This window comes from Nocardioides islandensis, from assembly GCF_015352455.1.
GTDB lineage: Bacteria > Actinomycetota > Actinomycetes > Propionibacteriales > Nocardioidaceae > Nocardioides > Nocardioides islandensis.
In genome coordinates, this window is sequence record NZ_JADKPN010000021.1 from 18,036 (window position 1) to 38,256 (window position 20,221).

The 20,221-nt window shown below is 71.5% G+C and carries 18 protein-coding genes; 11 read left to right on the top strand and 7 right to left on the bottom strand.

The features are described 5' to 3' along the window. Window positions 1–60 precede the first annotated feature (60 nt). The 3 genes from ISU07_RS22840 to ISU07_RS22850 are packed head-to-tail and all read left to right on the top strand — an operon-like array spanning window position 61 to window position 3,174. Window positions 61–1,827, top strand: coding sequence for a proline--tRNA ligase (locus ISU07_RS22840; RefSeq protein WP_194709168.1), 1,767 nt, complete (start codon window positions 61–63; stop codon window positions 1,825–1,827). A 4-nt stretch (window positions 1,828–1,831) separates the two neighbouring features. Then, window positions 1,832–2,416, top strand: a complete 585-nt coding sequence (locus ISU07_RS22845) for a hypothetical protein (protein WP_194709169.1) — start codon at window positions 1,832–1,834, stop codon at window positions 2,414–2,416. 44 nt (window positions 2,417–2,460) lie between these two features. Then, complete coding sequence (locus tag ISU07_RS22850) at window positions 2,461–3,174, top strand: HAD family hydrolase (protein WP_194709170.1); 714 nt, start codon at window positions 2,461–2,463, stop codon at window positions 3,172–3,174. Window positions 3,175–3,443: 269 nt separating this feature from the next. Here the strand turns inward: ISU07_RS22850 and ISU07_RS22855 are convergent, their stop codons facing one another. Continuing rightward, on the bottom strand, window positions 3,444–3,875 hold the full coding sequence (locus tag ISU07_RS22855; protein ID WP_194709171.1) for a ferritin-like domain-containing protein: 432 nt from the start codon (window positions 3,873–3,875) through the stop codon (window positions 3,444–3,446). Then, window positions 3,872–4,348, bottom strand: a complete 477-nt coding sequence (locus ISU07_RS22860; protein ID WP_194709172.1) for a hypothetical protein — start codon at window positions 4,346–4,348, stop codon at window positions 3,872–3,874. The genes ISU07_RS22855 and ISU07_RS22860 overlap by 4 nt, the downstream gene beginning before the upstream one ends. A 72-nt stretch (window positions 4,349–4,420) precedes the next feature. Here ISU07_RS22860 and rimP point away from each other — a divergent pair, with 72 nt between their 5' ends. Then, a complete protein-coding gene (gene rimP, locus ISU07_RS22865) occupies window positions 4,421–4,918 on the top strand; it encodes a ribosome maturation factor RimP (RefSeq protein ID WP_194709173.1) in 498 nt (165 codons plus the stop codon). Continuing rightward, window positions 4,918–5,901: a transcription termination factor NusA gene (nusA, locus tag ISU07_RS22870; protein ID WP_194709174.1), complete on the top strand. Its 984-nt coding sequence runs from the start codon at window positions 4,918–4,920 to the stop codon at window positions 5,899–5,901. Before rimP ends, nusA begins: the two co-directional genes overlap by 1 nt. Before the next feature lie 265 nt (window positions 5,902–6,166). On the opposite strand, the gene ISU07_RS22875 is transcribed toward nusA, so the two are convergent. Next, complete coding sequence (locus ISU07_RS22875) at window positions 6,167–9,133, bottom strand: S8 family peptidase (protein ID WP_323742772.1); 2,967 nt, start codon at window positions 9,131–9,133, stop codon at window positions 6,167–6,169. A 292-nt stretch (window positions 9,134–9,425) separates the two neighbouring features. Here ISU07_RS22875 and ISU07_RS22880 point away from each other — a divergent pair, with 292 nt between their 5' ends. From ISU07_RS22880 to ISU07_RS22905, 6 genes are all read left to right on the top strand, one after another. Beyond that, a complete protein-coding gene (locus tag ISU07_RS22880; protein WP_194709176.1) occupies window positions 9,426–9,761 on the top strand; it encodes a YlxR family protein in 336 nt (111 codons plus the stop codon). An 89-nt stretch (window positions 9,762–9,850) separates the two neighbouring features. Beyond that, window positions 9,851–12,670: a translation initiation factor IF-2 gene (infB, locus tag ISU07_RS22885; protein ID WP_194709177.1), complete on the top strand. Its 2,820-nt coding sequence runs from the start codon at window positions 9,851–9,853 to the stop codon at window positions 12,668–12,670. Window positions 12,671–12,805: 135 nt separating this feature from the next. Continuing rightward, on the top strand, window positions 12,806–13,255 hold the full coding sequence (gene rbfA / locus ISU07_RS22890; RefSeq protein WP_194709178.1) for a 30S ribosome-binding factor RbfA: 450 nt from the start codon (window positions 12,806–12,808) through the stop codon (window positions 13,253–13,255). Then, entirely contained in the window at window positions 13,252–14,112 is an 861-nt protein-coding gene (gene truB, locus ISU07_RS22895; RefSeq protein ID WP_194709179.1) for a tRNA pseudouridine(55) synthase TruB, read from the top strand. Before rbfA ends, truB begins: the two co-directional genes overlap by 4 nt. Before the next feature lie 23 nt (window positions 14,113–14,135). Next, the gene (locus ISU07_RS22900; RefSeq protein WP_194709180.1) at window positions 14,136–15,071 is read left to right on the top strand and encodes a bifunctional riboflavin kinase/FAD synthetase; all 936 of its coding nucleotides are present in this window, start codon (window positions 14,136–14,138) and stop codon (window positions 15,069–15,071) included. A gap of 2 nt (window positions 15,072–15,073) precedes the next feature. Next, complete coding sequence (locus tag ISU07_RS22905) at window positions 15,074–16,078, top strand: hypothetical protein (RefSeq protein WP_194709181.1); 1,005 nt, start codon at window positions 15,074–15,076, stop codon at window positions 16,076–16,078. Here ISU07_RS22905 and ISU07_RS22910 read toward each other — a convergent pair. The 4 genes from ISU07_RS22910 to ISU07_RS22925 are packed head-to-tail and all read right to left on the bottom strand — an operon-like array spanning window position 16,075 to window position 20,212. Beyond that, a complete protein-coding gene (locus ISU07_RS22910) occupies window positions 16,075–16,332 on the bottom strand; it encodes an HPr family phosphocarrier protein (RefSeq protein ID WP_194709182.1) in 258 nt (85 codons plus the stop codon). The two genes, ISU07_RS22905 and ISU07_RS22910, sit on opposite strands and share 4 nt — an antisense overlap. A gap of 38 nt (window positions 16,333–16,370) precedes the next feature. Next, window positions 16,371–18,467: a PTS fructose transporter subunit IIABC gene (locus ISU07_RS22915; protein ID WP_194709183.1), complete on the bottom strand. Its 2,097-nt coding sequence runs from the start codon at window positions 18,465–18,467 to the stop codon at window positions 16,371–16,373. A 3-nt stretch (window positions 18,468–18,470) separates the two neighbouring features. Next, window positions 18,471–19,448 carry a 1-phosphofructokinase family hexose kinase gene (locus ISU07_RS22920; RefSeq protein WP_228522462.1) on the bottom strand — a complete coding sequence of 326 codons (978 nt, stop codon included), beginning with the start codon at window positions 19,446–19,448 and terminating at the stop codon, window positions 18,471–18,473. Beyond that, a complete protein-coding gene (locus ISU07_RS22925) occupies window positions 19,445–20,212 on the bottom strand; it encodes a DeoR/GlpR family DNA-binding transcription regulator (RefSeq protein WP_194709184.1) in 768 nt (255 codons plus the stop codon). The genes ISU07_RS22920 and ISU07_RS22925 overlap by 4 nt, the downstream gene beginning before the upstream one ends. Window positions 20,213–20,221 lie beyond the last annotated feature (9 nt).

Sequence of the window (20,221 nt, forward strand, 5' to 3'; positions counted from 1 at the left end):
CGTCGCTGTGCTGGCTTACTCCCGTGCAGGCAACTCCACCACACAAGTAGCCTTTCGGCCATGATCCTTCGCCTGTCCAGCCTCTTCGTCCGCACCTTGCGCGAGGACCCGGCGGACGCGGAGGTCCCGAGCCACAGGCTGCTCGTCCGCGCCGGGTACATCCGCCGCAACGCCCCCGGCATCTACACCTGGCTCCCGCTGGGACTGCGCGTGCTGCGCAAGATCGAGAACATCGTGCGCGACGAGATGGACGCCATCGGCGCCCAGGAGCTGCTGTTCCCCGCGCTGCTGCCGCGCGAGCCCTACGACGCGACCAACCGCTGGACCGAGTACGGCGACAGCATCTTCCGGCTCCAGGACCGCAAGGGCGCCGACTACCTGCTCGGCCCCACCCACGAGGAGATGTTCACCCTCGTGGTGAAGGACCTGTACTCGTCGTACAAGGACCTGCCGCTGTGGATCTACCAGATCCAGAACAAGTACCGGGACGAGGCGCGGCCGCGCGCCGGCATCCTGCGCGGGCGCGAGTTCGTGATGAAGGACAGCTACTCCTTCGACATCGACGACGCCGGGCTCGACCGCAGCTACCAGGCGCACCGTGACGCCTACACCCGGATCTTCGACCGGCTCGGGTTCGACTACGTCATCGTCAAGGCCGAGGCCGGGGCGATGGGCGGCTCGAAGTCCGAGGAGTTCCTGGCCAAGGCCGCCGTGGGCGAGGACACCTACGTCCGCTGCAACAGGTGCGACTACGCCGCCAACGTCGAGGCCGTCGACTCCCTCGCGCCGTCGCCCGTCGCGTACGACGACGCGCCGGCCGCCCACGCGGAGCAGACCCCCGACACCCCGACCATCGACACGCTGGTCGACCACCTCAACGAGCGGTACCCGCGCGACGACCGTCCCTGGCACGCCGGCGACACCCTGAAGAACGTCGTGTTCTCCGTGCGCCACCCCGACGGCACCACCGAGGCGCTCGCGATCGGCATTCCCGGCGACCGCGAGGTCGACGCCAAGCGGCTGGAGTCCAAGCTCGGTGAGGGCGTGGTCTTCGAGCCCTTCGGCGAGGAGGACTTCGCGGCCCGACCCACGCTGGCCAAGGGGTACATCGGACCGGGCGCGCTCGGCGAGAAGAAGCCCGCCGGAGTGCGGTTCCTGCTGGACCCGCGCGTCGTCGAGGGCACCCGATGGGTGACCGGCGCCGACGTCACCGGCAGCCACGTGCTCGACCTGGTCGCGGGTCGCGACTTCTCCGGCGACGGCATCATCGACGTGGCCGACGTCCGCGACGGCGACCCCTGCCCGAACAACGACGGCGGCCTGCTGGAGTCCGCGCGCGGCATCGAGATGGGCCACGTGTTCCAGCTCGGCCGCAAGTACGCCGACGCGCTCGGCCTCCAGGTGCTCGACGAGAACGGCAAGCTCGTCACGGTCACCATGGGCTCCTACGGCATCGGCCCGTCGCGGGCCGTGGCCGCCATCGCCGAGAACACCCTCGACGAGATCGGCCTCTGCTGGCCCCGCGAGGTCGCTCCGGCCGACGTGCACATCGTGGCCACGGGCAAGGACGAGGCGGTGTTCGAGGCGGCGGAGCAGCTGTCGCAGGACCTGTCGGCGCGCGGCCTCGACGTGATGTACGACGACCGCAAGGCCAGCCCCGGCGTGAAGTTCAAGGACGCCGAGCTGATCGGCGTGCCGACGATCGTGACCGTCGGGCGTGGCCTGGTGGACGGGGTGTTCGAGGTCAAGGACCGCAGGAGCGGCGAGCGCACCGACGTACCGGTCGGCGACGCGGTCGACCACCTCGTCGCCGTCGTCCGCGGCTGACCGCGTGCCGTCGGCTCACCAAGGGGGCTGGCTGCTCGGCGGCTGCGTCGTGCTGGCCGTCGGGGTCGGGATGCTGCTGACCGCGGACCTCGGCTCCGACGGCTACTCGACGTTCGTCAACGGGCTGGCCCTCACCTTCGGCCTGTCGTTCTGGGTGGTGAACCTCGTGGTCGGCTCGGTGCTCGTCGTGATGGCAGCGGCGCGCCACGTCCGTCCCGGGGTCGGCACGGTGACGCAGGTCGTCGTGGTCGGCGTGGTCATCTCGCTCCTGCTCGACGCACTGGAGACGCCGGACGGTCTCGGCGGGCGGATCACCCTGCTGGTGGCGGCCTTCCCCGTCCTCGCGCTCGGCATCGCGGCCTACCTGGGCAGCAACACCGGCGCCGGACCGACCGAGGCGGCGGCGCTGGCCTGGGACCCGCCGGTCCCGTTCCGCTGGAGCTACAGCCTGGTGCAGGGCGGCGGAGCGCTGGGCGGCTGGCTGCTGGGCGCGACGGTCGGTGTCGGGACCATCGCCGTGATCGTCGCGCTGGGGCCGCTGGTCGACGTGGCCAGCCGCCTGCTGCGGCTCGACGTGCACCAGACCTGAGGCATCGGTCGAGGCGGTCGCGCCCAACGGTTAGGTTGGCGCGCGTGGCGGTGGACGCGGTGATCTTCGACTGGGGCGGCACGTTGACGCGGTGGCACGACATCGACTTCCACGCCGAGTCGCTGGCTCTCGCGCAGGCGGTCGTGCACCGCGAGGACGCGGACGAGCATCCGGTGCCGGCCGACGTCGGCGCCCGGCTGCACCGGGCGGGGAACGCCATCTGGGGCCGCAGTCGCGACCACCAGCAGAGCGCGACCATCGCCGACCTGTTCACCGAGGCCGGGCTGGACCACGACCCCGACCTGCTGGACGCCTACTACGACTTCTGGGTGCCGCACACGGCGACCGACCCCGAGGTCGGGCCGCTGTTCGAGGCGCTGCACCGCCAGGGCATCAAGGTCGGCGTGCTCTCGAACACCATCTGGCCCCGGGCCTGGCACCGTGGGTTCTTCGAGCGCGACGGTGTGCTCGACCTCATCGACGGGGACGTGTACACCTCGGAGATCCCGTGGACCAAGCCCGCCCCCGAGGCGTTCCGGGCGGCCATGGACGCCGTCGGCGCCACCGAGGCGAGCCGGTGCGTGTACGTCGGCGACCGGCTCTTCGACGACGTCTGGGGCGCCCACAACGCCGGCCTGCGCGCGATCCACGTCCCGCACAGCAACATCCCGCGCGAGCAGGTCGGCCACACCGAGGGCGAGCCGGACGCCGTCGTGCACGGGCTGGCGGAGATCGCGGACGTCGTCGCCGCCTGGTGAGGCCTCCGGAGAACGTGCTGGTCAGACGCGGTCCCTGCATGTTTGTGCAGTGCACAAACATGAGGGAGCGAAACCATTCGGAACCTCGACGCCGCATTGCATGATTTCGCACGAGGGCAGTCCGGTTCACCCCACATCCCGGACCGGGCGGCTATCGGCATCAGGAAGTCAGGGCACCGACAACGGCCCGCGTGCTTCCGGCGTCGAGGAATATCTCGGGAGTTCCTCGGCACCGGAGGACGCGGGCCGTTTCCCGTCTCCGGGCGCGTTCAGGCCAGGTCGGGGCCGCCCGGCAGCGGCTGCGGGGCGGCCCCGAAGCCGACCATCCGCGTCGCCGCCCGGGTGAGGGCGCCGATCGCCCACGAGCGGTCCGCCCCCGAGGTGTTGGCGACCACGTAGGCGTAGGTGTCGGCGCACCGGCTCTCGATCCCCGCAGCGGCCAGCCCCACCCCGGCCGGTGTGGGGGGAGTGTCCGGGAGCTCGTACGTCGGCGCGGCCGGCGTCGGCTCGGCCCCCTCGTCGACCAGCCGGTTGGTCAGCAGGTCGCGCCAGGCCCGGTGCGCGACGTACGCCTCGGAGATCCGCTCGAACAGCAGCGGCGTCGCGGACTGCGACGTACGCGCGCCGAGGACGCCGTACACGTAGAGCGCGGCGTGCTCGCCCGCGAGCGCGGTCTGCAGGGCGTCGACGGGCGTCGTCATGGAGCGCTCAGGCAGGCGGCGATGCCCGCCGACATGCTGGCCAGCAGTCGGGCCAGGGCGCCACTGGCCGCCTCCTGCGCCAGGTGCGCGAGCTCGCGCTGGGCGGCCAGCTCGCGCTTCCGGAGCGCCCGCGGACCAGGCAGCGACGGGAGACCGGACCCGGGCGAGGGCGACGCGGACGCGGAGGCGCCGGCCGCGCGGTCGAGGGCGGCCAGGTGCGTGGTGTGCAGCGCCGCGAACCGGCCGCCGATGTCGACGCCCGGCTGGCCGGCCTGGGACAGCAGGTCGGTGGTGAGGGCAACCGCCCGGTCCAGGGCCACTCGGTCCGGGTCCTCCTCGGCGGCCTGCGTCGTGGCCGACGGGGTCGACGCCGACGTGTCCGGGGAGGTGGGCGACGAGTCCGTCGTGCAGGCGGTGAGGCCCAGGACCGCGACGCCCGAGGCGGTCATGGTCGCGCGCCGGCTGGGTCTCACCCGGCGACCCTATCGGCGGTGACGGGGCCGCTATCGTGGGTGATCTACAACAGCACAGGAGGTCGGTACCCCGTGAGCCGAGGACACACCCAGGACGCCACCCGGGACCGGATCACCGCTGCCGTCTCCGAACCCCTGGGTGCCCTGGGTCTCGATGTCGAGGCCGTCGAGCTGACGCCCGCCGGCAAGCGCCGGCTGCTGCGCGTCGCGGTGGACCGCGACGGCGGGGTGACCCTCGACGACATCGCCGAGGCCACCCGCGAGGTCTCGAAGGCGATCGACGACACCGACGCGATGGGCGAGGCGCCGTACACGCTCGAGGTGACCTCCCGCGGTGTGGACCGGCCGCTGACGATGCCGCGGCACTGGCGGCGCAACCACGACCGCCTGGTGAAGGTGACGACGACCGGGGGTGAGACGCTGACCGGTCGCATCGGTGCCAGCGACGAGGACCGGGTGACGCTCGACGTGTCGGGCCAGCCGCGTTCGATCGGGTACGACGAGGTCGCCAAGGCGCTCGTCCAGGTCGAGTTCAACCGCAGGCACACAGAGACGGACGAGGAGGGCTGATGGACATCGACCTGAGCATCCTGAGGATGCTGGAGCGGGAGAAGGAGATCTCCTTCGACGTCCTGGTCGAGGCGATCGAGCAGGCGCTCCTGACGGCGTACCACAAGACGCCCGGCGCCCAGGAGAACGCTCGCGTCCAGCTCGACCGGCGCAGCGGGCACGTCACGGTGTACGCCGCGGAGCTGGACGACGAGGGCAACCAGGTCGGCGAGTACGACGACACTCCCGACGGGTTCGGCCGCATCGCCGCCACGACCGCGAAGCAGATCATGCTGCAGCGGCTGCGCGACGCCGAGGACGACATCCGCTACGGCGAGTTCTCCGGCAAGGAGGGCGACATCGTCTCCGGCATCATCCAGCAGGGTCGCAACCCCGACGACGTGATGGTCGACCTCGGCAAGCTCGAGGCGCTCCTGCCGATGGGCGAGCGTGCGCCGGGGGAGAGGTACGAGCACGGCGCCCGCATCAAGTGCCTGGTCATCTCGGTGCGCAAGGGCATGCGCGGGCCGCAGGTCACGCTGTCGCGCTCGCACCCCAACCTCGTGAAGAAGCTGTTCGCCCTCGAGGTACCCGAGATCGCCGACGGGGTGGTGGAGATCGCCGCGATCGCCCGTGAGGCCGGCCACCGCACCAAGATCGCGGTGCGCTCGACCCAGTCCGGCGTGAACGCCAAGGGCGCCTGCATCGGCCCGGTGGGTCAGCGCGTCCGCAACGTGATGTCGGAGCTGCACGGCGAGAAGATCGACATCGTCGACTGGTCCGACGACCCCGCCGAGCTGGTCGCCCACGCCCTCTCCCCGGCCCGGGTCAACTCCGTCACCGTCGTCGACTCGGACGCCAAGAGCGCCCGCGTCGTGGTCCCCGACTTCCAGCTGTCGCTGGCCATCGGCAAGGAGGGCCAGAACGCCCGCCTCGCCGCCCGCCTCACCGGCTGGCGGATCGACATCCGCTCCGATGAGGAAGAGCCGGCCAGCAGCGAGTGAGGAACGAGCTCGTTGCGTGGAGCCGGCCAGGTTGAGCAAGCGACGCGACTGAGGTACGAAGTCGCACGAGCGCGTCGAAACCCCTTGCCCGCGGAGGGCTGACCCCCGGGCTTGCAGTTCTGGCGCGATCGCGCGGAAATTGCAGTTTTGGCCGCCCAGAACCTGCTGTTCGGCCGCGATCGCGCGATTACTGGCACCCCCCACCGCGCGACGAGGCCCCGCCGGCGAACCGGCGGGGCCCCGTCAGTGGGTGGTGCTGCTCACCTCACGGCAGGACGTTGACGATGGTGCGACCCAAGGGGTTCGTCCCGTCGCCGAAGTTCACCGCCCCGAGGTAGCGGGTGTTCGCCGCCAGCCCGGACCAGGCCGCGGTGACCGTGGCCGGGGTGCCGAGCGTGACCGCCTGCGACGCGGGCGTCGCGGTCATGTTCCCGGCGTCCGCGCTCCCCAGGAGGAAGCTGTTCAGCTTCATCGCGAGCGTGGCGGTGCTACCGGCGAAGTAGGTCACCTCGACGGTGTAGTTGCCGGCGGCCGGGTTGATGAGGTTGACCGACTCCTCGGCCGTCGCCCCGCCGCTGGACCCGACCGTCGTGCCCGCGCTGTTCTTCACGAGCAGGTCGATGTCGGTGCCGGCGGGGTAGTCCGCGTCGTACGTCGCGAACCTGGCGTACGTCGTACCGGCCGGGATGGTGATCGGTACGACGGCCTTGGTGCCCTTGGCCGTCTCGGCCGTGGTCGACACCGTGGCCGGGACCAGTCCGCTGACCGATGCGGTCAGCGTCCCGGTGTAGCCGGGCTGCACCGTGATCGGCTTCGAGCCGGACGTGCCGTTGCCGGTGACCTGCGACGGGAAGGCCGCGGCCACGGGACGCACCGCGATGGGGATGCGCACCGAGTGACCGGCGTCGTCGCTCCACGTCAGCGAGCCGAACGTGTAGGCGTTCAGCGGCGCCGTCGTGCGGGTGATCGTGACCGTGTAGGTCGCCTTCCCACCCGGGACCGCGCGGAACGACGGCGTGTTGACCGTGACCGTCGTCCCAGGAGGTGCGTCCACGGACACGTGGTAGTTGGACGCGATGCCCGAGGCGTTGGTGACCGTCCGCGTGATCGTCTGGTCCCCGGGCAGCGCGCCGATGGCGATGCTCGGGGAGTTGAAGTCACTCGGGTCGATCACGGGCACCTGCGAGCACACGGTCGACACCAGCTGGACCTGGCCGATCGCGCACCCGTAGGCGAGCCAGTCGACGACGGTGCTGTCGTAGACGAGTCCCGGGTTGAACGCGGGAGCCGCCTGGACGTGCCCGGCGCCCATCTCGAACGGCGTCGCATTGCCGGAGGCGCCCTGGATGGGCCTGTTCCGGTTGGTCAGCTGGGTGGCCGTCGTCATGATCGCGGACTTGACCCACATCGGCGACCACGTCGGGTGCTTCTGCAGGATCAGGGCCGCGATGCCGGTGATGTGCGGAGCCGCCATCGAGGTGCCGTCGTAGGACTGGAAGTTCTCGCCGGCGTTGCCCGGAGGGGCGACGGCCGCGAAGATGCCGACGCCCGGGGCCGCGATGTCCGGCTTGAGCAGGTCGCCACCGCCGGCCACGGCGGGTCCGCGCGATGAGAATCCGGCGACGTTCGGCGCCTCGACAGGCGAGCTGTCCTGGGCCGAGATCGTCGCGGTCGGGTTCGGGGTGCCGGCGACGTATGCCTTCACCGCAGTGCCGTCGGCCAGGTTGATGTGCACGGAGGGGACGGCGTGGAAGTCGGCGGTGACGCCGCTCCCGTTGTCCGCAAGGATCATGCCGACGCCGCCGGCCTCCTTGACCGCGAGGCTCTTGTCGACGCGTGCGTTGGTGCCCCGGGTGCAGACCACGATCTTGCCGGCGACCTTCGCCGGGTCGAGAACGGCGACGCCATCGTTGCTGGCGGCCGAGTAGCACAGGTTGGCCTTGGTCGCGTCGGCACCCGCGACGGCCGCCGCGGGGGAGTTGACGACCGGAGCCGGGCCGACACCCGCGCCGTAGCCCATGCCCGTGTAGGTGGCTCCGTTGCCGAGGGTGACCGACTTGACGGCGCCGCGGTCGTGCGTGTCCGCCGCGACCGTCATCTCCCACGGCGCGTTGTGCGCCACGGTGCTGGCGGTCGGGCCCGAGTTGCCGGCGGATGCGGACACGAACACACCGGCGTTCGCGGCGCCCAGGAAGGCGATCTCGTCCGGGGAGACGATGAAGCTCGACGACCCGGAGATGCTGTAGTTGATGACGTCGGCGCCGTCGGCGACCGCGTCGTCGATGGCCGCCACGATGCCTTCGGTGGTGCCGGAGGCGTTGGCGGCGGCGGCGTCCTCCCAGAGGACCTTGTAGACGGCGATGCGCGCGGCCGGGGCCATGCCCGAGGCGTCGCCGAGCGCGTATCCGCTGATGGTGACCGGGACGCCGTGGTTGCCGGCCGCGGTGCTCGCGGTGTGGGAGCCGTGACCGTTGAAGTCACGTGGTGAGTCGAAGTCGTCGCTGATGTCGTTGCCGAAGTCGGCCCCGTAATAGCGCGCGCCGATCACCTTGTTGTTGCACTTGATCTTGTCGCGGACGCCCTTGTCGCAGGTGCCGTTCCACTTCGCCTGGATCTGCTTGTGGTCGGGAGTCGCGGCGAGCTTGTCGAACGACGGGTTCTCTGGCCAGATGCCCGAGTCGAGGTCGGCGATGATCATGCCGCGGCCGGCATTGGGGCTGCCTCCGAACTGGGAGTTCCACACGCCGCCGGGGCCGTCGAGGCCCAGGAACGCGGGGGTCGAGACGGTGTCGGCGGTGCGGAGCTCGACGGGCCAGACGCGGGCGACGCCGCCGGTCTGGGCGAGCTTCGCGGCCTGGGCCTTGGTCAGCTTCGCGGAGAAGCCGTTGAACGCCACCGAGTAGTTGTTGGCGATGGACCGGGCGGAGATCCCGGCCTTGCCGAGGACCGAGCGGTGGGTGGACAGCAGGTGGTGCTTGTACTTCGTGGCCGCGACGCTACGCATGTCGAGCTTGTGGCCCGCGAGCGGCTTGGTCCGGGGGAACCCCTTCATCCCGCCCGTGTAGCGGGCGAGCGGAGCGGCCTTCATCATCACGATGTAGCGGCCGGGGACGATGGCCGACTTGTCAGTGGCCTTGCTGGACGCGGCCGTGTGTCCGGTCGCGGCATGGGCTGCCGGGGCCGCAACCCCGGCGAGCGGCACGACAGCGGCGACGGCGGTGGCCAGCGCCACGGCCAGTGGCCGCGCAGAACTTCTCGAACGCTTCACATGAGCTCCTGCAGGATGGATCGACGGATGATCACAACCGGCCATTCCCCCGTGAAGAAACCCGAGACAACGGGCCACACATGGCCGTCCGCGCAACGTACGTCTCTCGTCACCCTGGTGGGAAGCCCCTGAGCGGTAAACCTTCCGGTTCCCGGCCGTCTCCGCCGGACGAAGGGCGGGACGACGGGCGGAGGAGCGGCCGGTTCGGCAACCCACCGGCCAGCCGCTAGACTCCCCAGAAGTGGCTCGCCCATCGATGACCCCTGCACTGGACACGCCCCGAGAAGTTCCACCGGGACCCGTCCGGACCTGCATCGGCTGTCGTCAGCGGACTGCGAAGAGCGAGTTGTTGCGCGTGGTCGCCGGCGCAGGAGCAGACGGTCAACCGGCCGTGTGTCCCGATCCCGGCGGTCGGGCACCAGGACGTGGGGCGCACCTGCACCCCACGACCGAGTGCCTCGACCAGGCGGTCCGCCGGCGAGCGTTCACCCGGGCCCTGCGGGTCACGGTGGGCTTGTCCGACGTCCTCCTGCGCGAGCACCTCGACCAGATCAGAGAAACGACCGACAGAAACTGGAGCAGCAGCTCATGAGCACTCGATGAGTACCTCGCAATGAGCCCCGTACGTCTGCACTAACGGTCGCTGAACCCTGAACCGGGTCGGCGGCCAGAAGGAGAGAAGTGGCCAAGACCCGAGTTCATGAGCTCGCCAAGACCTATGGCATCGAGAGCAAGGAAGTGCTCGAGAAGCTGAAGGAGATGGGCGAGTTCGTCAAGTCGCCTTCCTCGACGATCGAGCTTCCCGTCGAGATGAAGTTCAAGAAGCAGTACGGCGACGCGTTGCTGGCCTCCAAGGCCGCCGAGGCGCCCGCCGCCCCGCCCGCGGAGAAGCCCGCCGAGAAGGCCCCTGCGGCCAAGCCGGCAGCGTCCACTCCCACCCCGTCTCCCGAGCCGTCAGCAGCCGAGCCTGCCGCTCCGGCCGCCGAGGCGCCCGCCGCCAAGACGGCTCCCCGGCCCGGCCCGCGCACCACCGCGCCCGAGCCCGAGCCCGAGGCTCCGGCCGCGGCCGCTCCGGCCGCCGAGGCCGCACCGGCCGTGGAGGCTCCCGCCCCCGCCGCCGACGCCGGCGACTCCGGCAGCGCCGGGACCGCCGCGCGCCCGAAGGCGCCGGCCCCTCGTCCGGTCGGCAAGCCGAGCGGCACGCCGCGCCCGGGCAACAACCCGTTCGCCTCGAGCCAGGGCATGGGCCGCCGTCCGGCGCCCGGTCCCGAGCGCGAGGTCAGTGACGACCAGCGTCCGCCGCGCCCGCCGGCCGGCCGTGGCGAGGGTCGTCCGGGCATGCCGCGTCCCAACCCGGCGATGATGCCCAAGTCCCCGGCCGCCTTCGGCGCCGGTCCCGGCGGCCGCGGTGCCGGCGGACCGGGCCGTGGTGGCGCCCCCGGTCGTCCCGGTGCTCCGGGTCGTGCCGGCGCAGGTGCCGGCGCTCCCGGTGGTGGCGGCGGTCGCCCGGGTGGTGGGTTCGGTCCCAGCGGTGGCGGTGGCCGCCCGGGTCAGGGTCGCGGTGGACGCGGCCAGACCCAGGGTGCGTTCGGTCGCCCCGGTGGTCCCTCGCGCCGAGGTCGCAAGTCGAAGCGCGCCCGTCGCCAGGAGTTCGAGCAGATGGAGGCGCCGACGATCGGTGGCGTGCGCGTCCGCAAGGGCAACGGCGAGACCGTTCGCCTGGCCCGTGGCGCCTCGCTGACCGACTTCGCCGAGAAGATCAACGTCGACGCCGCCTCGCTGGTGCAGATGCTCTTCTCGCTCGGCGAGATGGTCACCGCGACCGAGTCGGTCAACGCCGAGACGCTCGAGCTGCTCGGTGAGGAGCTCAACTACGTCGTCCAGGTGGTCTCGCCCGAGGACGAGGACCGCGAGCTGCTCGAGTCCTTCGACCTGGAGTTCGGCTCCGACGAGGGCGACGAGGACGACCTGGTCATCCGCCCGCCGGTCGTGACCGTCATGGGTCACGTCGACCACGGAAAGACCAAGCTCCTCGACGCGCTGCGCAACGCCAACGTCGTCGACAAGGAGGCCGGTGGCATCACCCAGCACATCGGTGCCTACCAGGTCCACACCGAGGTCGACGGCAACGACCGGCGCATCACCTTCATCGACACCCCGGGTCACGAGGCGTTCACCGCCATGCGTGCTCGCGGTTCGAAGTCGTCCGACATCGCGGTCCTCGTGGTCGCGGCCGACGACGGCGTCATGCCGCAGACGGTGGAGGCGCTCAACCACGCCCGCGCCGCCGACGTACCGATCGTGGTGGCGGTCAACAAGATCGACAAGCCCGACGCCGACCCGACCAAGGTGCGCGGTCAGCTGACCGAGTACGGCCTGGTCCCCGAGGAGTACGGCGGCGACTCGATGTTCGTCGACGTCTCGGCCAAGTCCGAGCTCAACCTCGACAAGCTGCTCGAGGCGATCGTGCTGACGGCCGACGCGTCCCTGGACCTGCGGGCCAACCCGACGCAGGACGCCCAGGGCCTCGTGGTCGAGGCGCACCTGGACAAGGGCCGCGGCCCGGTCGCGACCGTGCTCGTGCAGCGCGGCACGCTCCGGGTCGGCGACTCGATCGTCGCCGGTCCGGCCCACGGCCGCGTCCGCGCGATGATCGACGAGAACGGCGACCCGATCGAGGAGGCCGACCCGTCGCGTCCCGCGATGGTGCTGGGTCTGTCCGCCGTCCCCGGAGCCGGGCAGAACTTCATCGTCGTCGAGGACGACCGGATGGCCCGACAGATCGCCGAGAAGCGTGAGGCCCGCGAACGTGCCGCCAACCAGGCACGCCGTCGCGTCCGCCGTACGCTCGAGGACTTCATGGCCTCCATGGAGAAGGGCGAGAGCCAGGAGCTCAACCTCATCCTCAAGGGCGACGTGTCCGGTTCGGTCGAGGCGCTCGAGGACGCACTGGCCAAGATCGACGTGGGCGACGAGGTGTCGCTGCGCGTCATCGACCGTGGTGTCGGTGCGATCACCGAGACCAACGTCGACCTGGCGGCCGCGTCCGACGCGATCATCATCGGCTTCAACGTCCGCCCGCAGGGCAAGGCGACGGAGCTGGCCGACCGCGAGGGCGTGGAGATCCGCTACTACACGGTGATCTACCAGGCGATCGACGAGATCGAGGCGGCCCTCAAGGGCATGCTCAAGCCGGAGTTCGAGGAGCACACCCTCGGCCAGGCCGAGATCCGCGCGATCTTCCGCTCGTCCAAGATCGGCAACATCGCCGGTTGCATGGTCATCGACGGGGTCATCCGCCGCAACGCCAAGGTGCGCGTCATCCGTGACGGCGCCGTGGTGGCCGACAACCTCGACCTGGCCTCGCTCAAGCGTGAGAAGGACGACGCCAGCGAGGTCCGCGAGGGCTTCGAGTGCGGTCTGGTGCTGCGGAACTTCCAGGACATCAAGGAGGGCGACATCGTCGAGGCCTTCGAGATGCGGGAGATCCCGCGCAGCTGACCTGAGGGCGAGTTGCGCCTCCGGCACGTCCGAGTTGCGCCTCCGGCACACCGAGCGTGATCCGGAGGCGCAACTCACCGGTACCGGAGGCGCAGCTCGCCGGTACCCCACGCGCAACTCAACGGAGAGACCAGCATGACCAACCCGCGCATCCGCAAGATCGCCGACCGGATCCAGGTGATCGTGGCCCAGATGCTGGAGCGGCGGATCAAGGACCCGAGGCTCGGCTTCGTCACGCTCACCGACGTCCGGGTCACCGGTGACTCCCAGCAGGCCACGATCTTCTACACGGTCCTCGGCGAGGACACCGACCTGGCCAACACGGCCGCCGCCCTCGAGTCCGCCAAGGGCCTGATCCGCTCCGAGGTGGCCAAGCAGCTCGGCATGCGGCACGCGCCGTCCCTGACCTTCGTGCCCGACGCGATCCCCGAGGCGGCCCGCCACCTCGACGAGGTGCTGGCCCTGGCCAAGGCGTCCGACGCCGAGGTCGAGGCGGCCCGTGCCGGTGCGGCGTACGCCGGCGAGCCGGACCCCTACAAGAAGCCGCGCGAGGACGACGACCTCGAGGACGACGAGGACGAGTGACCTCGGGTCTCGTCGTCGTCGACAAGCCCGGCGCGATGACGTCGCACGACGTGGTGGCCCGGGTACGCCGGCTGGCCGGCACCCGCAAGGTCGGGCACGCCGGCACCCTGGACCCGATGGCGACCGGTGTGCTCGTACTCGGCGTTGAGCGCGCCACCCGCCTGCTCGGCCACCTCATGCTCACCGAGAAGGCGTACGACGCCACGGTCCGGCTCGGGGTCGCCACCACCACCGACGACGCCGAGGGTGAGGTCACCGCCGCGGCATCGACCTCAGGTCTCGACGAGGCGACGGTCCGGGCCGCCGCGGCCGAGTTCGTCGGCACGATCGAGCAGGTGCCCTCCGCCGTCTCCGCGGTCAAGGTCGACGGGAAACGCGCCTACGCCCGCGTCCGCGCCGGCGAGGACGTGGTCCTCGAGCCGCGGACCGTCACCGTGCACGAGCTCGTCGTCCGCGACGTCCGGCCGGCCGGCGAGACGACCGACGTCGACGTGTCGGTCCGCTGCTCGAGCGGCACGTACATCCGGGCCATCGCCCGCGACCTCGGTGCGGCGCTCGGCGTCGGCGGTCACCTGACGGCGTTGCGGCGTACCTCCGTCGGCCCCTACGACCTCTCCGTCGCCCGGACCCTCGAGTCCCTGGCCGAGGACTTCGCGGTGCTGCCGATGGCGGCGGCCGCGCGGGCGGCGTTCGCGTCGCTCGACCTCGACGCGGAGCAGGCGACCGACGTCCGCTTCGGCCGCTCGCTCGACCTCGACCTGGCCGGCGTGAGCGCGCTGTTCGACCCGGCGGGGGAGTTCCTGGCGCTCTACGAACCGCGTGACGGCCGGGCGCGAGCCGTCGCCGTCTTCGTCTGACGGCCGTCGATAGTCTTCCGACCGTGCAGATCTGGCGCTCGTTCGACGAGGTCCCGAAGGACCTGCGCCGTACCGCCGTCGTCATCGGCAACTTCGACGGCGTGCACCTCGGCCACCAGCGGGTGCTCGCCACGGCGAGCCAGATCGCGGCCGAGCGCGGGCTGATGGTCGTCGCGGTCACCTTCGACCCGCACCCGATGGCGGTCCTGCGGCCCGAGCACGCCCCGGTCACGCTGACGACGATCGAGGAGCGGGCCGCGCTGCTGGGCGAGGCCGGCGCCGAGGCCGTGCTGGTGCTGCCGTTCTCGCGCGAGATCGCGAGCTGGTCACCGCAGGATTTCATCGACCGCGTGCTCGTCGACCTGCTGCACGTCGCGGCCGTGGTGGTCGGGGCCAGCTTCCGCTTCGGCAGCCGGGCGTCCGGTGACGTCGCGACGCTGACGGCTGCCGGCGCCGAGCAGGGCTTCACGGTCGACGGTGTCGAGCTCGACGGCGGACCGCAGGTCTGGTCCTCGACGTACGTCCGGACGTGCCTGGCCGCGGGTGACGTCGCCGGCGCGGCCGAGGCCCTCGGCCGTCCGGTCGCGGTGCGCGGCGTCGTGGTGCGCGGGGACCGGCGCGGGCGCGAGCTCGGGTTCCCGACGGCCAACGTGCCCGTCGGCAGTGGTGGGGGCGTGCCGGCCGACGGCGTGTACGCCGGGTGGCTGCGGCGCCTCGACACCGGCGAGCGCTACCCCGCGGCGATCAGCGTCGGCACCAACCCGACGTTCGACGGCGTCCGCGACCGTCGCGTGGAGAGCTACGTGCTGGACCGTGACGACCTCGAGCTGTACGACGTCGAGGTCGAGGTCAGCTTCGTGGACCGACTGCGCGGCATGGTCCGATTCGACTCCGTGGATGACCTGGTCACCCAGGTGCGTGACGACGTCGTCCGTGCCCGCGCGCTGCTGGTCGGCTGACCGTGGCCGCCCGTCAGGATGCCGCCGTCCGGGACGCGGAGAAGTGGTTCCTCGACCACGGCCTCCCGTACTTCGTCGACGACGTCCGCGCGAAGGTACGGGCGCGCATGTCCCGCCCCCGCATCGCGGTCGTGCTGGCCGTCTCGGTGATCGCCTCGGCCGCGGCCGGCCTGGGCGTCGGGCTGGCCAGTGACTCCACGTCGTTCGGGTTCGCGACGGCGTCGTGGCTGCTGCTCGCCGCGGTGGCGGCGTACGCGCTCGTCGTGCTGCGCATGCACGACATCGCCGGCTGGGCGCTGAGGCGCGCCTTCGCCAGTCTCGGCCTGCTGTTCCCGCTCGCCACGCGGGCGCTGCCGATGCTGCTGCTGTTCGTGACCTTCCTGTTCATCAACACCGAGGTGTGGCAGGTCACCTCGGCGATGGATGCGGGCGTGCTGTGGACCGCCGTGCTGTTCTTCGGCCTGGCTGCGACCGGGTTCCTGCTGGTGCGGCTCGACGAGGAGCTCGACCAGTTCGACGACGACATCTCGGCCGAGACGCTGCTCGACGTCACCGCCGACACCCCGCTCGCCCCGACCGCCCACCGCCTCGTCGACGCGGGGGTCGACCTCCAGGCCGAGGCCGAGGTGACCGGGCTGCAGAAGTTCAACCTGGTGCTCGCCCTGCTGGTCGCGCAGGCTGTGCAGGTCTTCCTGCTGGCGATCGCGGTCTTCGCGTTCTTCGTGGTCTTCGGCGTGGTGGCCATCGACGACACGGTGATCAGCACCTGGGTGACGACGGCCGGCACGCCGCACTACGACCTCGGGCAGAGCCTGGTCAGCAGCGAGCTCGCACGCGTCTCGATCTTCCTGGCGGCGTTCAGCGGCCTCTACTTCACGGTGTACGCCGTGATGGACAGCAACTACCGCGAGCAGTTCTTCACCCAGATCATGCGCGAACTGGCCCGTGTCGTGGGCGCGCGGATCTGCTACCGCGAGCTGCGGCGTACCGGGCGGGAGACGGGCTAGGCGTCGAGGTCCTGCTCGACCAGGTCGGCGATCTTGTCGACCGCGGCCTGGTCGTCGGAGGTGACCTCGATGCTGTCGCCCTTGCCGGCGCCCAGCGTCATGATCATCAGGGCGGAGCTCGCGTCCACCGGGTCACCGCCCGGGGTCGCCAGCGTCACCTCGGCGTCCAGCTCGCCGGCGGCCTCCGAGATGATCGCCGCGGGGCGTGCGTGCAGGCCGACGGCGGAACCGACGACGACGGTCTTGGTGGGCATGGTGCTCCTTCTCGTGGTGGGTGGGGAGGGGCGGGAGATCAGCCGACGGGGACGATGTCCTCGTCGTTGGCGGGCCAGATGGTCTTGGCCGCGATCACGGCGGCCGAGCCGACGGCCACGCCGACCAGCAGGGCGAGGACGTAGCCGAAGACGTTGTGCACCGCGAACAGCACGAAGATGCCGCCGTGCGGCGCGCGGACTGCGACGTCCATCGCCTCCGAGAGCGCGCCGGTCACCGCGCTGCCGATCATGATCGACGGGATGACGCGCAAGGGGTCGGCCGCCGCGAAGGGGATGGCTCCTTCGGTGATGAAGGAGGCTCCCAGCAGCCAGCCCGCCTTGCCGTTCTCGCGCTCGGGCACGTTGAACAGGTGCGGTCGTACGACGGTCGCCAGCGCCAGCGCGATCGGCGGGACCATGCCGGCGAGCATGACCGCGGCCATGATCTTCAGGCGCGGGTCGTCGGGGGCCGCCGTGGCCGCCGCGCCCACACCGGCCGCCGCGAAGCTGTAGGCCACCTTGTTGAGCGGGCCGCCCATGTCGAAGGCCATCATCAGGCCGAGCACGATCCCGAGCAGGATCGCGCTCGACCCGCTCATGTTGGTCAGACCGTCCTGCAGCTTGTCCATCAGCCACGAGATCGGGCGGCCGAGCACGACGAGCATGACCAGGCCGGCCAGGATGCTGGTGAGCAACGGGATCACCAGCACCGGCATCAGCCCGCGCGCCCACGTGGGTACCTTCCAGCCGGTGATCCACTTGGCGATGATGCCGGCGAGGACGCCGCCGACGATCGCGCCGAGGAAGCCCGTGGCCGGCAGGCCGTTGCCGTCGGCGTCGACGAACCCGCCGATGTTGGCCGCCAGGCCACCCATCACGAAACCGGGCGCGATGCCGGGCCGGTCGGCGATGGCGTACGCGATGTAGCCGGCGAGGGCGGGCACGAAGAACGCGAACGCCGTCTTGCCGATGATGAAGAAGATGGCGCCGAGATAGGCGAAGAAGCTCGACCCGAACAGTGCGTGCTCGAGGCCGGACGCGTTGACGTCCGGCAGGTCGAAGATCGAGTTGTGGGCGGCGATCTGGCCGAACGGGCCGACGATCTCGTAACCGCCGAAGAGGAAGCTCAGCGCGATCAGCAGACCACCGGCCGCGACGAACGGGATCATGTACGAGACACCCGTCATGAGCACCCGGCGCGCGTGGTTGCCCCACGACTCGCCCGCACCCGACGCGTAACCGGCGTCGCCCCCGCCCGCGGTGCCCTCGACACGGGGGGCGTTCGGGTCGGACGCGTTGCGGATCGCTTCGGCGATCATCGCGTCGCCGTCGTCGATGGGCCGCTTCACGCCGGAGTTCACGACCGGGAGCCCGGCGAACCGGGCACGGTCGCGCACGCCCACGTCGACGGCGAAGATGACGGCGCCGGCCGCGGCGATGGTCTCGCGGGCCAGTGGGGTGGCCCCGGCCGAGCCCTGGGTCTCCACGTGGATCTCGACGCCGGCCCTGGCGGCCGCGGCCTCGAGCGCCTCGGCCGCCATGTAGGTGTGGGCGATGCCGGTCGGGCACGCGGTCACGGCGACCAGCGAGGGCTTGGCGCCGGTCGGCGCCGCCGGGGCGGCCGTGTCAGCCGGCGCGGCGGCCGGAGTCACCGGTGCCGGCGGCTGGCTCGCCGCGGGGGCCTCGTCGCCCACGACGCCGGCCACCAGGTCGACGATCTGGGCGGGGGTCGCGGCCTCCCGGAGACTGTCGGTGAACTCCTTCTTCACCAGGGCACGGGCGAGCTTGGCCAGCAGCTTGAGGTGCGAGGCGTCGCCGCCCGCGGGGGCGGCGATCAGGAAGGCGAGGTCGGCCGGGCCGTCCTTGGCCCCGAAGTCGACGCTGGGCGAGAGCCGGGCGAACGCCAGCGTCGGCACCTCGACCCCGGTGCTGCGGCAGTGGGGGATGGCGATGCCACCGTTGAGGCCGGTGGCGGCGGTGGACTCGCGCGCGAGCGCGTCGTCGGCGAGCTGACCCACGTCCGTCGCGCGACCGGCGTCGCCGACGATGCCGGCCATCGCGCGGATGACAGCCTGTTTGTCGGACCCGAGATCGGCATCGAGACGGACCAGGTCGGTGTTGATCAGCTCAGCCATGGGCTAAGACTCCACTGATGTGACCGACTTCACCAGCACCTGTCCGGGACGGGTCTGTCCGGGCTCCGGGATCGTCGTGCCGGGGAGGCCCGCGGCGGCGCTTCCGTAGGCCACCGCGAGGCTCAGCCGCTCCTCGGGCGAGCCGCCGCGGACGTCGCCGAGCAGGTACCCGAAGAGGCTGCTGTCGCCGGCGCCGACCGTGCTGACCACGGTCGTCGGGGGCGGGGTCGCGTGCCACGCGCCCTCGGCGGTGACCAGCACGGCACCGGCACCGCCGAGGGTGACGAGGACGGCGCCGACGCCGCGGTCGGTCAGGGTCCGGGCCGCGGTGGCGGCCGTCGCGGGGTCGGCTTCGTACGTCGCCTCGTCCCCACCCACGAACGACGCGAGCTCGTCGCCGTTGGGCTTCATCAGGTCCGGCGCGGCACCGGCCCGCTCGTCGGCCAACGCGGCGACGAGCGCGGACAGCGGTCCCTCGCTGGTGTCGACCGCGACCTTGGCGGGAGTCGCGCGCAGCGCCCGCACCAGCTCGGCGTACCAGCCGTCGGGCGCACCCGGCGGCAACGAGCCCGCCAGCACGACCCACGACGCCTCGGCCGACCGCGACAGCAGCGTGGCGGCCAGGTCGTCGAGATGACGCGCCTCGACGGTCGCCCCGGGACTGTTGAGCTTGGTCGTGGTGCCGTCGGGCTCGGTGATCGCGAGGTTGATCCGTACGTCGCCCGCAGGCGGCGCCGGGGAGCAGGCGATGCCCGCGGCGATCAGCTCGGTGACGAACGGGTCGTCCGGACGGGCGGGGAAGACCGCGTCGGTGGCCAGGCCGGCCGACACCGCGGCCCGCGAGATGTTCACGCCCTTGCCGCCGGCCTGCATGGTGACCGACAAGAGCCTCTGGACGGCGCCGCGCTCGAGCGGGCCCGCGAGGGTGACGGTGCGGTCGTTGCTGGGGTTGGGGGTGAGGGTGACGATCAGGGGAGTCATGCGGTGATCACCTCGACACCCGCGTGCTCGATGGCGCGGCGGTCACTGGCAGAGATCTCCTTGTCGGTGACGAGGGTGTCGACGTCGGACAGCTCGGCGAACTTGATCGTCCGCTCCACGCCGATCTTGCTGGAGTCGGCGAGCACGACGGTACGGCGTGCTCGCTCGATGATGGCGCGCTTGACCGCGGCCTCGGTGCGGTCGGGCGTGGAGAGGCCGTGCTCGACGGTGATCCCGTTGGTCCCCACGAACGCGAGGTCGGCGCGGACCTGCTCGAGCGCCTCGATGGTCTCGGTGCCGACGGCCGCGTGCGTGTGGCGGCGTACCCGCCCCGGCAGCACGTGCAGCTCGATGTGCGGCGACCCGGCGAGCTGGGCGGCGATGGGGACGGCGTGGGTGATGACGGTCATCCGCAGGTTGGGCGGCAGCAGGCGGCTCAGCCGGACCGTCGTGCTGCCGGCGTCCAGGATCACCGTGGAGTCGGCGCGCGGCAGCAGGTCGACGGCGGCCGCGGCGATGCGCTGCTTCTGCTCGATGCGCGACACGTCGCGGTCGGGGAGTCCGGCCTCGATGAGGGTCAGCGCGTCGGCGGGGACCGCACCGCCGTGCACCCGCCGGATGAGGTGCCGGTCCTCCAACATCGACAGATCACGGCGTACCGTCTCCGTCGTGACGTCGTAGCGCTCGGCCAGCTCGACCACGGAGATGCGCCCGCGCTGGCGCACGAGCTGGGTCATCGCCTGCTGGCGCTCCGCTGCGTACACGGGCTCCTC

Coding starts and splice junctions, on each gene's coding strand:
- ISU07_RS22915 (WP_194709183.1), bottom strand. CDS start 18,467: ATGGCTGAGCTGATCAACACCGACCTGGTCCGTCTCGATGCCGATCTC.
- ISU07_RS22855 (WP_194709171.1), bottom strand. CDS start 3,875: ATGACGACGCCCGTCGACGCCCTGCAGACCGCGCTCGCGGGCGAGCAC.
- ISU07_RS22920 (WP_228522462.1), bottom strand. CDS start 19,448: ATGACTCCCCTGATCGTCACCCTCACCCCCAACCCCAGCAACGACCGC.
- ISU07_RS22880 (WP_194709176.1), top strand. CDS start 9,426: ATGACCCCTGCACTGGACACGCCCCGAGAAGTTCCACCGGGACCCGTC.
- ISU07_RS22910 (WP_194709182.1), bottom strand. CDS start 16,332: ATGCCCACCAAGACCGTCGTCGTCGGTTCCGCCGTCGGCCTGCACGCA.
- rbfA (WP_194709178.1), top strand. CDS start 12,806: ATGACCAACCCGCGCATCCGCAAGATCGCCGACCGGATCCAGGTGATC.
- ISU07_RS22840 (WP_194709168.1), top strand. CDS start 61: ATGATCCTTCGCCTGTCCAGCCTCTTCGTCCGCACCTTGCGCGAGGAC.
- nusA (WP_194709174.1), top strand. CDS start 4,918: ATGGACATCGACCTGAGCATCCTGAGGATGCTGGAGCGGGAGAAGGAG.